General features: G+C 54.7%; 16 protein-coding genes. 14 read left to right on the top strand and 2 right to left on the bottom strand.

Annotated elements, in window-relative coordinates; translation table 11 throughout:
• Positions 1-160: 160 nt before the first annotated feature.
• A complete protein-coding gene (gene rpoH, locus J4613_RS14820) occupies positions 161-1015 on the top strand; it encodes an RNA polymerase sigma factor RpoH (protein WP_000159621.1) in 855 nt (284 codons plus the stop codon).
• A gap of 321 nt (positions 1016-1336) precedes the next feature.
• Positions 1337-2440, top strand: a complete 1104-nt coding sequence (gene livJ / locus J4613_RS14815) for a branched chain amino acid ABC transporter substrate-binding protein LivJ (RefSeq protein ID WP_001535347.1) — start codon at positions 1337-1339, stop codon at positions 2438-2440.
• Between the two features lie 83 nt (positions 2441-2523).
• On the opposite strand, the gene J4613_RS14810 is transcribed toward livJ, so the two are convergent.
• Together J4613_RS14810 and panM are read right to left on the bottom strand one after the other, a co-directional pair.
• Complete coding sequence (locus J4613_RS14810; RefSeq protein ID WP_001517957.1) at positions 2524-2658, bottom strand: hypothetical protein; 135 nt, start codon at positions 2656-2658, stop codon at positions 2524-2526.
• A complete protein-coding gene (gene panM / locus J4613_RS14805) occupies positions 2636-3019 on the bottom strand; it encodes an aspartate 1-decarboxylase autocleavage activator PanM (protein ID WP_000778873.1) in 384 nt (127 codons plus the stop codon). The genes J4613_RS14810 and panM overlap by 23 nt, the downstream gene beginning before the upstream one ends.
• Before the next feature lie 421 nt (positions 3020-3440).
• Here panM and livK point away from each other — a divergent pair, with 421 nt between their 5' ends.
• The 12 genes from livK to ugpQ all read left to right on the top strand — a co-directional run bounded on the left by livK (position 3441) and on the right by ugpQ (position 14227).
• On the top strand, positions 3441-4550 hold the full coding sequence (gene livK, locus J4613_RS14800) for a high-affinity branched-chain amino acid ABC transporter substrate-binding protein LivK (protein WP_000822976.1): 1110 nt from the start codon (positions 3441-3443) through the stop codon (positions 4548-4550).
• A 59-nt stretch (positions 4551-4609) separates the two neighbouring features.
• Positions 4610-5536, top strand: a complete 927-nt coding sequence (gene livH, locus J4613_RS14795) for a high-affinity branched-chain amino acid ABC transporter permease LivH (protein ID WP_000003007.1) — start codon at positions 4610-4612, stop codon at positions 5534-5536.
• Positions 5533-6810 (top strand): branched chain amino acid ABC transporter permease LivM, encoded by a 1278-nt coding sequence (gene livM / locus J4613_RS14790; RefSeq protein ID WP_111742212.1) that lies wholly within the window; start codon positions 5533-5535, stop codon positions 6808-6810. The genes livH and livM overlap by 4 nt, the downstream gene beginning before the upstream one ends.
• Positions 6807-7574, top strand: a complete 768-nt coding sequence (gene livG, locus J4613_RS14785) for a high-affinity branched-chain amino acid ABC transporter ATP-binding protein LivG (protein ID WP_000082083.1) — start codon at positions 6807-6809, stop codon at positions 7572-7574. Before livM ends, livG begins: the two co-directional genes overlap by 4 nt.
• 1 nt (position 7575) lies before the next feature.
• Positions 7576-8289, top strand: coding sequence for a high-affinity branched-chain amino acid ABC transporter ATP-binding protein LivF (gene livF, locus J4613_RS14780; RefSeq protein WP_000416114.1), 714 nt, complete (start codon positions 7576-7578; stop codon positions 8287-8289).
• Positions 8290-8420: 131 nt separating this feature from the next.
• Positions 8421-8642 carry a type II toxin-antitoxin system Phd/YefM family antitoxin gene (locus J4613_RS14775; RefSeq protein ID WP_001535398.1) on the top strand — a complete coding sequence of 74 codons (222 nt, stop codon included), beginning with the start codon at positions 8421-8423 and terminating at the stop codon, positions 8640-8642.
• The gene (locus J4613_RS14770) at positions 8639-9007 is read left to right on the top strand and encodes a type II toxin-antitoxin system death-on-curing family toxin (protein ID WP_000174966.1); all 369 of its coding nucleotides are present in this window, start codon (positions 8639-8641) and stop codon (positions 9005-9007) included. Before J4613_RS14775 ends, J4613_RS14770 begins: the two co-directional genes overlap by 4 nt.
• A gap of 259 nt (positions 9008-9266) precedes the next feature.
• Positions 9267-10583: a sn-glycerol-3-phosphate ABC transporter substrate-binding protein UgpB gene (gene ugpB / locus J4613_RS14765; protein WP_000624747.1), complete on the top strand. Its 1317-nt coding sequence runs from the start codon at positions 9267-9269 to the stop codon at positions 10581-10583.
• A gap of 104 nt (positions 10584-10687) precedes the next feature.
• Positions 10688-11575, top strand: a complete 888-nt coding sequence (gene ugpA, locus J4613_RS14760; protein ID WP_000099303.1) for a sn-glycerol-3-phosphate ABC transporter permease UgpA — start codon at positions 10688-10690, stop codon at positions 11573-11575.
• Positions 11572-12417, top strand: coding sequence for a sn-glycerol-3-phosphate ABC transporter permease UgpE (ugpE, locus tag J4613_RS14755; RefSeq protein WP_000572196.1), 846 nt, complete (start codon positions 11572-11574; stop codon positions 12415-12417). Before ugpA ends, ugpE begins: the two co-directional genes overlap by 4 nt.
• A gap of 2 nt (positions 12418-12419) precedes the next feature.
• Positions 12420-13490, top strand: coding sequence for a sn-glycerol-3-phosphate import ATP-binding protein UgpC (locus tag J4613_RS14750; protein WP_000907838.1), 1071 nt, complete (start codon positions 12420-12422; stop codon positions 13488-13490).
• Positions 13487-14227 carry a glycerophosphodiester phosphodiesterase gene (ugpQ, locus tag J4613_RS14745; protein WP_000073542.1) on the top strand — a complete coding sequence of 247 codons (741 nt, stop codon included), beginning with the start codon at positions 13487-13489 and terminating at the stop codon, positions 14225-14227. Before J4613_RS14750 ends, ugpQ begins: the two co-directional genes overlap by 4 nt.
• Positions 14228-14237 lie beyond the last annotated feature (10 nt).

Below are 14237 nucleotides of genomic sequence, written 5' to 3'. Positions count from 1 at the left end.
TATGTCACAAGATTTGTGCAAATTATGCACAGTGTTACATTGAACTTGTGGATAAAATCACTGTCTGATAAAAGAGTGGGTGATATTCTCGTTGCTCATCGGCTTTGGCACGGTTGTTGCTCGCTGACGGTGCCAGGCAATACTGATTGAGAGGATTTGAATGACCAAAGAAATGCAAAATTTAGCTTTAGCCCCTGTTGGCAACCTGGAATCTTATATCCGGGCGGCGAACGCGTGGCCGATGTTATCGGCTGACGAGGAGCGGGCATTGGCTGAAAGGCTGCATTACCAGGGCGATCTGGAAGCAGCTAAAACGCTGATCCTGTCTCACCTGCGCTTTGTTGTTCATATTGCTCGTAACTATGCGGGCTATGGTCTGCCGCAGGCGGATTTGATCCAGGAAGGCAACATCGGCCTGATGAAAGCCGTACGTCGTTTTAACCCGGAAGTAGGCGTGCGCCTGGTTTCTTTCGCCGTACACTGGATTAAAGCAGAAATTCACGAATACGTGCTGCGTAACTGGCGTATCGTTAAAGTTGCAACCACGAAAGCGCAGCGTAAGCTGTTCTTTAATCTGCGTAAAACCAAGCAGCGTCTGGGCTGGTTTAATCAGGATGAGGTTGAAATGGTGGCGCGCGAACTGGGTGTTTCCAGTAAAGACGTGCGTGAGATGGAGTCGCGTATGGCGGCGCAGGACATGACGTTTGACATGTCTTCGGACGATGAGTCCGACAGCCAGCCAATGGCGCCGGTGCTGTATCTGCAGGATAAATCGTCTAACTTTGCCGACGGCATTGAAGACGATAACTGGGAAGAGCAGGCCGCCAACCGACTGACCGACGCGATGCAGGGGCTCGACGAGCGTAGCCAGGATATTATCCGCGCTCGCTGGCTGGACGAAGACAATAAGTCTACGTTGCAGGAGCTGGCCGATCGTTACGGCGTCTCCGCTGAGCGTGTGCGCCAGCTTGAAAAGAACGCCATGAAAAAGCTTCGCGCTGCGATCGAAGCGTAATCTTCGCGAATTGCCAATGAACCCTCGAATGTGAATTCGGGGGTTTTGTTTTTTGTAGGCCGGATAAGACGTTTACGCTGCCATCCGGCAATACGTTTGCCCGATGTCGCTTCGCTTATCGGGCCTACGGACCCTTCCTCTCCCCCACCGACACAAATCTGTTATCTGAATGTAAATTTAGCTATTCCAAAATAATAAAAATCGGGTATGTTTTAGCAGAGTATGCTGCTAAAGCACGGGTAGCTAGCCAATAATCGAAATAAAGTGCTGAATAATAACACCACAACACACGTAACAACCAGAATAATGGGGATTATCAGGATGAATATGAAGGGTAAAACGTTATTGGCAGGATGTATCGCCCTGTCATTAAGCCATATGGCATTCGCAGAGGACATTAAAGTCGCGGTTGTCGGCGCGATGTCCGGTCCGGTGGCGCAGTATGGCGACCAGGAATTTACCGGTGCGGAGCAGGCAATTGCCGATATCAATGCGAAAGGCGGTATTAAAGGCGATAAGCTCGTCGCGGTGAAATATGACGACGCCTGCGACCCGAAACAGGCGGTAGCTGTCGCTAACAAAGTGGTGAACGACGGCATCAAGTATGTTATCGGACACTTATGCTCCTCTTCCACACAGCCAGCCTCTGATATCTACGAAGACGAAGGTATCCTGATGATAACCCCGGCGGCGACCGCGCCGGAGCTGACCGCACGCGGCTATAAGCTGGTTTTGCGCACCACCGGTCTGGACTCTGACCAGGGGCCAACGGCGGCAAAGTATATTCTGGAGAAGGTAAAACCGCAGCGCATCGCGATTATCCACGATAAGCAGCAGTACGGCGAAGGGCTGGCGCGCGCGGTGCAGGACGGTCTGAAGAAAGGCGGCGTTAACGTCGTATTCTTTGACGGCATCACCGCCGGCGAAAAAGATTTCTCCACTCTGGTAGCGCGCCTGAAGAAAGAGAATATCGACTTTGTCTACTACGGCGGTTATCACCCGGAAATGGGGCAGATCCTGCGCCAGTCCCGCGCCGCAGGGCTGAAAACCCAGTTTATGGGGCCGGAAGGGGTGGCGAACGTGTCGCTGTCTAACATCGCCGGAGAGTCAGCGGAAGGCTTACTGGTCACCAAACCGAAGAACTACGACCAGGTCCCGGCGAACAAACCGATTGTGGATGCCATCAAAGCCAAGAAACAAGATCCTAGCGGCGCATTCGTGTGGACCACCTACGCCGCGCTGCAATCGTTGCAGGCGGGCCTGAACCAGTCTGACGATCCGGCGGAAATCGCCAAATACCTGAAAGGCGCCACGGTCGACACCGTAATGGGACCGCTGTCGTGGGATGAGAAAGGCGATCTGAAAGGATTTGAGTTCGGCGTGTTTGACTGGCATGCGAATGGTACGGCGACGGACGCCAAGTGATTTTCCTGGCGCCTTTCGCGCTGCAGGTGCGTTGGCTACGTTATTCAACCCCGGTCACTTACTTATGTAAGCTCCCGGGGATTTCATAACTTGCCGCCTGCCTGCAACGCGAAATTCTTGGAAAATTGCGAGGTGGTTTTTATCTTTTCTCCCGGCATGTAGGCCGGATAAGCGTCAGCGCCATCCGGCTTTCTTTTAGCGCTTCTCCCAGCCGTCATGCTGGGCGGTAAAACCTAACGCCTGCATAAACGCGGCCATCACGCTGCGGTCTTCAACACCGACATCCGCCATCCACCACGACGAGACGTTGGGATTATCGCGGATGACTTCTTCTACCAGGTATTGCCCGACGCCGCGGCGACGGGTGATTTCACGCACGCGTAAGGAATCCAGCGCGCCCTGCGTTCCGCTCAGCGTCACTCTTACGGCGCCCAACAAACGCTCGTTAAACCGCGCGGCATAAATCCGGTGCGTTTCATCTACGCTTAATGAGGAGGCGGAATATTCCGGCCAGATTTTGCCCAGATCGATCTGATCCTGAGCGCTAAAGTGTTCTAAACGAAGAATGGTCAGCTTCATCGACGGCTTGTCCCGATTTCAAAAGATGCGATCAGTGTACCGAAACAGGCAGGCCAGATGCTTTCTCTTTTTTGTGTCATTTACCAGGTTATTAATTTTTTAACAACGATAATTACAGTTTGAAGCATTAGAGAATGGAAAACAGGCAGCATAATTCCCTGAATGCTAGTGAATTATTCCGCTTAATATGCCGTTATTTTATGCTGACAAGCGTGCTTTTTTTTGTTTATCTATAGCGAAAAGCAGAATATTATCTTTTCTTAATAGACTGAAAAATAGAGATTTTAATCTTATTATGCTTTAAATGCTGCGCTAACTCATTAATGAGTCAGTAAAAAGCGCACCATTTATAAAAAGTACAGTCTGCTTTTTAACCAGCAAAAAACAAAACATATAACATCACGAATGGGGATACAGGCACATGAAACGGAAAGCGAAAACAATAATCGCAGGGATTGTTGCATTAGCAGTCTCGCAGGGGGCAATGGCAGATGATATTAAAGTCGCCATAGTCGGGGCGATGTCCGGCCCGGTAGCGCAATGGGGCGATATGGAATTTAACGGCGCGCGCCAGGCCATTAAAGACATCAACGCTAAAGGCGGGATTAAAGGCGATAAGCTGGTCGGCGTAGAGTACGATGATGCCTGCGATCCAAAACAGGCGGTGGCGGTGGCCAACAAAATCGTTAACGACGGTATTCAGTACGTTATTGGTCACTTGTGTTCTTCTTCTACTCAGCCAGCATCCGATATCTATGAAGATGAAGGTATTCTGATGATCTCCCCGGGGGCGACTAACCCGGAGCTGACCCAGCGCGGCTATCAGTACATTATGCGTACCGCCGGCCTGGACTCCTCCCAGGGGCCAACGGCCGCGAAATACATCCTGGAAACGGTGAAACCGCAGCGCATCGCTATCATTCACGATAAACAGCAATACGGCGAAGGACTGGCGCGCTCCGTGCAGGATGGCCTGAAGCAGGGCAATGCCAATATTGTCTTTTTTGATGGTATTACCGCCGGTGAAAAAGATTTCTCCGCCCTGATTGCTCGCTTGCAAAAAGAGAATATCGACTTTGTGTATTACGGCGGCTACTACCCGGAAATGGGGCAGATGCTGCGCCAGGCGCGGGCTAATGGCCTGAAAACGCAATTTATGGGGCCGGAAGGCGTGGGTAACGCGTCGCTGTCCAATATTGCGGGCGGTGCGGCGGAAGGCATGTTGGTGACGATGCCAAAACGTTATGACCAGGACCCGGCGAATAAAGCGATTGTTGAGGCGCTGAAAGCCGACAAGAAAGATCCCAGCGGTCCGTATGTCTGGATCACCTACGCCGCCGTCCAGTCACTGGCGACCGCAATGACGCGTAGCGCCAGCCATGCTCCACTGGATCTGGTGAAAGATCTTAAAGCGAACGGGGCTGATACCGTTATTGGGCCGCTGAAATGGGATGAAAAAGGCGATCTTAAGGGATTTGAATTTGGCGTCTTCCAGTGGCACGCCGACGGCTCGTCAACCGTCGCGAAGTAATGCCAGAAGATAAGTTATCCCACCGCCCGCACGCCGGGCGGGTTTAAAAAGGTTACCTTATGTCCGAGCAGTTTCTCTATTTCTTGCAGCAGATGTTTAACGGCGTCACGCTGGGGAGCACCTACGCGCTGATTGCTATCGGTTATACGATGGTGTACGGCATTATCGGCATGATCAACTTCGCTCATGGCGAGGTGTATATGATCGGCAGCTACGTCTCTTTTATGATCATCGCCGCGCTAATGATGATGGGAATAGACACCAGTTGGCTCCTGGTGGCCGCCGGATTTATCGGCGCGATTATTATTGCCAGCGCCTACGGCTGGAGTATCGAGCGAGTCGCTTACCGGCCCGTGCGCAATTCCAAGCGCCTGATCGCCCTGATTTCCGCCATCGGGATGTCCATCTTTCTGCAAAACTACGTCAGCCTGACGGAAGGTTCGCGCGACGTGGCGTTACCCAGCCTGTTTAACGGCCAGTGGATTGTGGGCAGCAGCGAAAACTTTTCCGCATCCATCACCACCATGCAGGCGGTTATCTGGATAGTCACCTTTCTGGCTATGCTGGCGCTCACCATTTTCATTCGCTACTCCCGGATGGGCCGCGCCTGCCGCGCCTGCGCGGAGGATCTGAAAATGGCCAGCCTGCTCGGCATTAATACCGACCGCGTCATTGCGCTAACGTTTGTTATCGGCGCGGCAATGGCGGCAGTGGCGGGCGTGCTGCTCGGTCAGTTCTATGGCGTAATTAACCCCTACATCGGTTTTATGGCCGGGATGAAAGCGTTCACCGCAGCGGTACTGGGCGGTATTGGCAGCATTCCGGGCGCGATGATCGGCGGTCTGATTTTGGGCGTCGCCGAAGCGCTCTCGTCTGCATATTTAAGTACCGAATATAAAGATGTCGTGTCGTTCGCACTGCTGATTCTGGTACTGCTGGTGATGCCGACCGGTATCCTGGGGCGTCCGGAGGTAGAGAAAGTATGAAACTGATGCATATTGCGATGGCTCTGTTCTCTGCGGCGATGTTCTTCGTTTTGGCTGGCGTCTTCATGGGCGTACAACTGGAGCTGGACGGCACCAAACTGGTGGTGGATACCGCCGCCGACATTCGCTGGCAGTGGATCTTTATCGGTACGGCAGTGGTTTTTTTCTTTCAGTTGCTGCGTCCGATGTTCCAGAAAGCGGTGAAGCACGTCTCCGGACCGAAGTTTATTCTGCCGGCGATCGATGGCTCTACCGTTAAGCAAAAGCTGTTTCTGATGGCGCTGCTGGTTATCGCCGTGGCGTGGCCGTTTATGGTGTCGCGCGGTAGCGTGGATATCGCCACTATGACCATGATTTATATCATCCTCGGTCTGGGGCTGAACGTGGTGGTGGGGCTGTCCGGCCTGCTGGTATTGGGCTACGGCGGCTTTTACGCCATCGGCGCTTATACCTTTGCGCTGCTCAACCACTATTATGGTTTGGGTTTCTGGACCTGCCTGCCGCTGGCGGGACTGGTCTCCGCCGCTGCTGGTTTCCTGCTCGGCTTCCCGGTACTGCGTCTGCGCGGCGACTATCTGGCGATTGTGACGCTCGGCTTCGGCGAAATCGTCCGTATCCTGCTGCTCAACAACACTGAAATTACCGGCGGCCCGAACGGCATCAGCCAGATCCCGAAACCGACGCTGTTTGGTCTGGAGTTTAGCCGCAGCACCCGCGAAGGCGGCTGGGATACCTTCAGCAATTTCTTTGGCGTGAAGTACGACCCATCCGACCGGGTCATTTTCCTCTATCTGGTGGCCCTGTTGCTGGTGGTCCTGTCGCTGTTTGTCATTAACCGCCTGCTGCGTATGCCGCTGGGCCGGGCGTGGGAAGCGTTGCGTGAAGATGAGATCGCCTGTCGCTCATTAGGTTTAAGCCCGACGCGCATCAAGCTGACCGCTTTTACTATCAGCGCCGCGTTTGCCGGTTTCGCCGGGACGTTGTTTGCCGCCCGCCAGGGCTTTGTCAGCCCGGAATCCTTCACCTTCGCCGAATCCGCCTTCGTGCTGGCGATTGTGGTGCTGGGCGGAATGGGCTCGCAGTTTGCGGTGATCCTGGCGGCGGTTCTGCTGGTGGTGTCGCGCGAGTTGATGCGCGATTTCAACGAATACAGCATGTTGATGCTCGGCGGTTTGATGGTGTTGATGATGATCTGGCGCCCGCAGGGATTGCTGCCGATGACGCGTCCGCAGTTGAAGCTGAAAAGTGGTCAGGCGAAAGGAGAGCAGGCATGAGTCAGCCATTATTAGCGGTTAACGGCCTGATGATGCGCTTTGGCGGTTTGCTGGCGGTCAACAATGTATCGCTGGAATTGCGTGAGCGGGAAATTGTGTCTCTGATTGGCCCTAACGGCGCGGGTAAAACGACGGTGTTTAACTGCCTGACCGGTTTTTATAAGCCGACAGGCGGTACGATCACGTTGCGCGAGCGGCATCTGGAAGGATTGCCGGGCCAGCAGATCGCACGCATGGGCGTGGTACGCACTTTCCAGCATGTGCGCCTGTTTCGCGAAATGACGGTGATTGAAAATCTGCTGGTGGCGCAGCACCAGCAACTGAAAACGGGCCTCTTTTCCGGCCTGTTGAAAACGCCCGCTTTCCGCCGCGCGCAAAGCGAAGCGCTGGACCGCGCGGCGACCTGGCTTGAGCGTATTGGCCTGCTGGAACATGCCAACCGCCAGGCCAGTAATCTGGCCTACGGCGACCAGCGCCGGCTGGAGATTGCCCGCTGCATGGTGACGCAGCCAGAAATTCTGATGCTCGACGAACCGGCGGCTGGCCTTAACCCGAAAGAGACCAAAGAGCTGGATGAGCTGATTGCCGAACTACGTAACCATCACAACACCACTATCTTGCTGATTGAACACGATATGAAGCTGGTGATGGGCATTTCCGATCGCATTTACGTGGTGAACCAGGGCACGCCGCTGGCGAACGGCACGCCGGAAGAGATCCGCAACAACCCGGACGTCATCCGCGCTTATCTGGGTGAGGCATAAGATGGAAAAAACGATGTTAACGTTTGAAAAAGTCAGCGCCCACTACGGCAAGATTCAGGCGCTGCACGACGTCAGTCTGCACATCAACCAGGGGGAAATCGTTACCCTGATTGGCGCTAACGGCGCGGGGAAAACGACGCTGCTTGGCACCTTGTGCGGCGATCCGCGCGCCTCCAGCGGACGGGTGGTGTTTGACGGTAAAGACATAACCGACTGGCAGACGGCGAAAATCATGCGTGAAGCGGTGGCGATAGTGCCGGAAGGGCGGCGCGTCTTCTCGCGGATGACGGTAGAAGAGAACCTGGCGATGGGCGGTTTTTTTGCCGAGCGCGATCGGTTTCAGGAGCGTATCAAATGGGTGTACGAGCTGTTTCCGCGCCTGCATGAGCGCCGTATCCAGCGAGCGGGCACCATGTCCGGCGGCGAACAGCAGATGCTGGCGATTGGCCGCGCGCTGATGAGCCAGCCGAGGCTATTGCTGCTGGATGAACCGTCGCTGGGGCTGGCGCCGATCATCATCCAGCAGATCTTCGACACCATTGAGCAGTTGCGCGAGCAGGGTATGACCATCTTCCTTGTCGAGCAGAACGCCAACCAGGCGCTGAAGCTCGCCGACCGCGGTTATGTGCTGGAAAACGGCCACGTGGTGCTATCCGATACCGGTGATGCACTGCTGGCGAACGAAGCGGTGCGCAGCGCCTATCTGGGCGGTTAGACTGTGCCAGGGGGGAAGCGCGTGCGCCGCCCCCGGTAACGGCAAGCGGTAAAATTTTTCAAAAGAGCCTGATGGCTCTTTTTTTGTACATGTTTGTTGTACAATAAACATGTACAACTGGGGAGGTGTTTATGCGTACGGTTAACTATAGCGAAGCGCGGCAAAATCTGGCCGAAGTCCTGGAAAGCGCGGTAACGGCGGGCCCTGTCACCATCACGCGTCGTGGGCATAAGTCCGCAGTGATCATCAGCGCCGAGGAGTTTGAGCGTTATCAGACGGCGCGAATGGATGATGAGTTTGCTGCCATTATGGCGGTTCATGGCAATGAGCTCAGGAAGCTGGCGGATAAATGACCCTACAACTTATCTCAGCGGAAGAGATAATTCAGTTTCACGACAGGCTTCTCCGCGTTACGCCTGGTGTAACAGGCATGCCTGATCCTGGCCGCGCGGAAGCGCTAATGTATCGGGTACTCAATCAAATCGAATATGAAGGGGTGACCGACGTGTGGCTGCTGGCGGCAATGCATTTGCTCACTATATCCCGTGGGTATATCTTCAATGATGGTAACAAACGCACCGCCTTATTTATTACGCTGCTGTTTTTAAAGCGTAACGGGATCTCACTCGCTGCGAATCCGGATTTTGTCGATATGACAGTCGATGCGGCGGCAGGGCGGCTTACGCTGGAGCAAATTGCCGTTCGCTTACGTGCCTGAGACGTTAATCCTGGCGACGCTCCGTCTGGTTGGGTTACGGCATGTGCGCCGCCCCCCGGGAATAACGTCGTACCTATTCGTGCCGTAGCTCCCACTTTTCTTTTCCGGCGCTTTCACTGCCTTGCCATCTCTCTGTCGCCTTACTATCTTTTTTTTGTAATAAAAAAGTTATTTTTCTGTCATTCGAGCATGTCATGTTACCCCCGCGAACATAAAACGCGTGATATCGCGCATCCCGGCACAAAAAGAGAGATAACCGATGATATCGTTACGACATACAGCTTTAGGACTGGCGCTGAGTCTGGCATTTACGGGTCAGGCGTTGGCCGTCACCACTATTCCATTCTGGCATTCAATGGAAGGGGAGTTAGGCAAAGAGGTTGATTCACTGGCGCAACGTTTCAACCAGGCCAATCCGGATTACAAAATCGTTCCGGTCTATAAGGGGAACTATGAACAGAACCTGAGCGCCGGGATCGCGGCATTCCGTACCGGCAACGCGCCGGCAATATTGCAGGTTTATGAGGTTGGGACGGCGACCATGATGGCCTCGAAAGCCATTAAGCCGGTTTATGAAGTGTTTAAAGACGCCGGTATTAACTTTGACGAGTCCCAGTTTGTACCGACCGTTGCAGGCTACTACACCGATGCTAAAAGCGGGCATCTGCTCTCCCAGCCCTTTAACAGCTCCACGCCGGTACTGTACTACAACAAAGACGCCTTTAAGAAAGCCGGTTTAGATCCGGAGCAGCCGCCGAAAACCTGGCAGGAGCTGGCTGACTATACCGCGAAATTGAGAGCGGCAGGCATGAAATGCGGTTACGCCAGCGGCTGGCAAGGCTGGATCCAACTGGAAAACTTCAGCGCCTGGAACGGTCTCCCCTTCGCCAGTAAAAACAATGGCTTTGACGGTACAGATGCGGTGCTGGAGTTTAATAAGCCAGAGCAGGTGAAACATATCGCGCTGCTGGAAGAGATGAATAAGAAAGGCGATTTTAGCTATGTTGGGCGTAAGGACGAGTCTACCGAGAAGTTTTATAACGGTGACTGCGCGATGACAACCGCGTCCTCCGGCTCGCTCGCCAATATCCGCCAGTATGCCAAATTTAACTATGGCGTGGGTATGATGCCGTACGACGCTGATATCAAGGGCGCGCCGCAAAACGCCATTATCGGCGGAGCCAGCCTATGGGTCATGCAGGGTAAAGATAAAGAAACCTATACCGGCGTCGCCAAATTCCTCGACTTCCTGGCAAAACCGGAAAACGCTGCTGAATGGCATCAAAAAACCGGCTACCTGCCGATTACCACCGCCGCCTACGAGCTGACCCGCGAGCAGGGTTATTACGATAAAAACCCCGGTGCGGATATCGCCACTCGCCAGATGTTGAATAAGCCGCCGTTACCCTTCACCAAAGGCTTGCGTCTGGGCAATATGCCGCAGATTCGTACCATCGTGGACGAAGAGCTGGAAAGCGTCTGGACCGGGAAGAAAACCCCACAACAGGCGTTGGATACCGCGGTGGATCGCGGGAATCAGTTACTGCGTCGTTTTGAGAAAGCGAGCAAATCTTAAGTGTATAAGTGCCTGGTGGCGCTGCGCTTATCAGGCCTACAGCGTTTGTAGGCCGGATAAGGTGCATGCACCGCCATCCGGCACCTTCCAGGAAAAGAACCTTCATGTCATCATCCCGTCCGGTGTTCCGCTCGCGCTGGCTGCCGTATTTACTGGTTGCCCCGCAGTTGGTTATCACCGTTATTTTCTTTATCTGGCCTGCGGGCGAAGCGCTGTGGTATTCGCTGCAAAGCGTCGATCCGTTTGGTTTTTCCAGCCAATTTGTCGGGCTGGAGAATTTTGTCGCGCTTTTTCACGACAGTTATTATCTCGACGCCTTCTGGACGACGATTAAATTCAGCGCGCTGGTCACGTTTAGCGGCCTGCTGGTCTCGCTGTTTTTCGCCGCCCTGGTGGATTACGTGGTGCGCGGCAGCCGTTTTTATCAGACGCTGATGCTGCTGCCTTATGCCGTCGCGCCCGCCGTCGCCGCCGTATTGTGGATTTTCCTGTTTAACCCAGGGCGGGGATTAATCACCCATTTCCTCGGCGAATTCGGCTATGACTGGAACCACGCGCAAAACAGCGGTCAGGCGATGTTCCTGGTGGTATTTGCGTCAGTCTGGAAGCAGATTAGTTACAACTTTTTATTCTTCTTTGCCGCGCTGCAATCCATTCCCCGCTCGCTGGTGGAAGCGGCGGCCATTGACGGCGCCGGGCCGATTCGTCGTTTCTTCCGGCTTTCTTTGCCGCTTATTGCGCCGGTCAGTTTCTTCCTGCTGGTGGTCAACCTGGTGTACGCCTTTTTCGACACCTTCCCGGTGATCGACGCCGCGACCGCCGGCGGGCCGGTACAAGCCACTACGACGCTGATTTATAAGATTTATCGCGAAGGGTTTACCGGCCTGGATCTCTCGGCGTCCGCCGCGCAGTCGGTAGTGTTGATGTTCCTCGTCATCATTCTGACGGTGGTGCAGTTCCGCTATGTGGAAAGTAAGGTGCGTTACCAATGATAGAGAATCGTCGCGGGCTGACAATATTCAGCCATACCATGCTGATTCTGGGGATCGCGGTCATTTTGTTTCCGCTGTATGTCGCGTTTGTCGCGGCGACGCTGGACGACCGCGCGGTGTTTGAGACGCCGATGACGCTGCTTCCCGGCACGCAGTTACTGGAGAATATCAAAACTATTTGGGTCAACGGCGTCGGTGTTAATAGCGCGCCATTCTGGCTGATGATGCTTAACAGTTTCATTATGGCGTTCAGCATTACGGTAGGCAAAATCACGGTATCTATGCTTTCCGCATTCGCCATCGTCTGGTTTCGTTTTCCCCTGCGTAACCTGTTCTTCTGGATGATTTTTATCACCCTGATGTTGCCGGTTGAAGTGCGTATCTTCCCGACGGTGGAAGTGATCGCCAACCTGAAAATGCTCGACAGCTATGCCGGTCTGACGCTACCGCTGATGGCGTCCGCTACCGCCACTTTCCTGTTTCGTCAGTTCTTTATGACGCTTCCGGATGAACTGGTGGAGGCGGCCCGTATTGACGGCGCGTCGCCGATGCGCTTTTTCCGCGACATCGTGTTGCCGCTGTCAAAAACCAACCTGGCGGCGTTATTCGTCATCACCTTTATCTACGGCTGGAACCAGTATCTGTGGCCGCTGTTGATTATCACCGACGTGAATCTTGGCACTGCCGTAGCGGGTATCAAAGGGATGATCGCCACTGGCGAAGGTACCACGCAATGGAACCAGGTGATGGCGGCAATGCTGCTCACCCTTATCCCTCCGGTCGTAATTGTGTTAGCCATGCAACGGGCGTTTGTGCGTGGTTTAGTGGACAGTGAGAAATAAAAATGGCTGGTTTAAAACTACAGGCAGTAACCAAAAGCTGGGACGGCAAAACCCAGGTCATTCAACCGCTGACGCTGGACGTGGCGGATGGCGAGTTTATCGTGATGGTCGGGCCGTCCGGCTGCGGCAAATCAACGCTGCTGCGGATGGTGGCCGGTCTGGAACGCGTGACCAGCGGCGATATCTGGATTGATCGCAAACGTGTCACCGAGATGGAGCCCAAAGATCGCGGCATCGCGATGGTATTTCAGAACTATGCTCTCTATCCCCATATGAGCGTAGAGGAGAACATGGCGTGGGGGCTGAAAATTCGCGGTATGAGCAAAGCGCATATTGAAGAACGCGTGCGGGAGGCGGCGCGCATTCTGGAGCTGGACGGCCTGCTTAAACGCCGTCCACGCGAGCTTTCCGGCGGTCAACGGCAGCGCGTGGCAATGGGGCGCGCGATCGTCCGCGAGCCGGCAGTCTTCTTATTCGACGAACCGCTCTCTAACCTCGACGCCAAGCTGCGCGTGCAGATGCGTCTGGAGTTACAACATCTGCATCGTCGCCTTCGTACCACCTCGCTCTATGTTACTCACGATCAGGTAGAGGCGATGACGCTGGCCCAGCGGGTGATGGTGATGAATAAAGGCGTCGCAGAACAGATTGGCACGCCGGTAGAGGTGTATGAAAAACCGGCCAGTCGCTTCGTGGCGAGCTTTATTGGCAGCCCGGCGATGAATCTGTTGGATGGTGTTATCAGCGCTTCCGGCGACCGTTTCGAATTGCCTGGCGGTCTGGCGTTGCCGATAGGTGCGGACTATCGGGGTCATGCCGGACGTAACATGACGCTGGGTATCCGCCCGGAGCATATTGCGTTAAGCTCGCAGGCGGAAGGCGGCGTGCCGTTAACGGTAGACACGCTGGAGATTCTGGGCGCGGATAATCTGGCGCATGGGCGCTGGGGCGATCAGAAACTGGTGGTGCGGTTGGCGCATCAGCAGCGCCCGGCGGCGGGCAGTACGCTATGGCTGCATCTGCCGGAACATCAGCGGCATCTTTTTGATGGCGAAACAGGACAACGTGTATGAGTAACTGGCCTTATCCCCACATTGTCGCCCATCGCGGCGGCGGTAAACTGGCGCCGGAAAACACTCTGGCGGCGATTGACGTGGGCGCGCGATACGGGCACACCATGATTGAGTTTGATGCCAAGCTGTCGAAAGACGGCGAAATTTTCCTGCTGCATGACGATAACCTGGAGCGCACCAGCAATGGTTGGGGCGTGGCGGGCGAGTTGAACTGGCAGGATTTATTGCGTGTGGACGCTGGCGGTTGGTTTAGCGGCGAATTTAAAGGCGAGCCGCTGCCGCTGCTCTCGCAGGTGGCGGAGCGCTGCCGTAAACACGGCATGATGGCGAATATTGAGATCAAACCGACAACGGGGAGCGAAAGGCTAACAGGACGCGTCGTGGCGTTGGCCGCCCGCGAACTGTGGGCCGGGATGACGCCGCCGCTGCTTTCTTCCTTTGAGATAGAGGCGCTGGAAGCGGCGCAGGCGGCAGCACCTGAACTGCCGCGCGGGTTACTGCTGGATAAATGGCGTGAAGACTGGCGTGAACTGACGACCCGTCTGGGCTGTGTTTCCCTCCATCTCAACCATAAATTACTCGATGAGACGCGAGTGCAAGAGATTAAGGCCGCGGGTCTGCGGATTCTGGTGTATACCGTCAATCAGCCCCAGCGGGCGGCAGAGCTGCTGCGCTGGGGCGTGGATTGTATCTGCACCGATCGCATTGATGACATCGGCCCTCACTTTCAGTTTTAAGGGCCGTCAG

It is taken from the genome of Salmonella sp. 32020114201800008SM (assembly GCF_017572025.1).
GTDB lineage: Bacteria > Pseudomonadota > Gammaproteobacteria > Enterobacterales > Enterobacteriaceae > Salmonella > Salmonella enterica.
The sequence above is the reverse complement of the archived record's forward strand: the minus strand, read 5'-3'. Positions and strand labels throughout refer to the sequence as shown.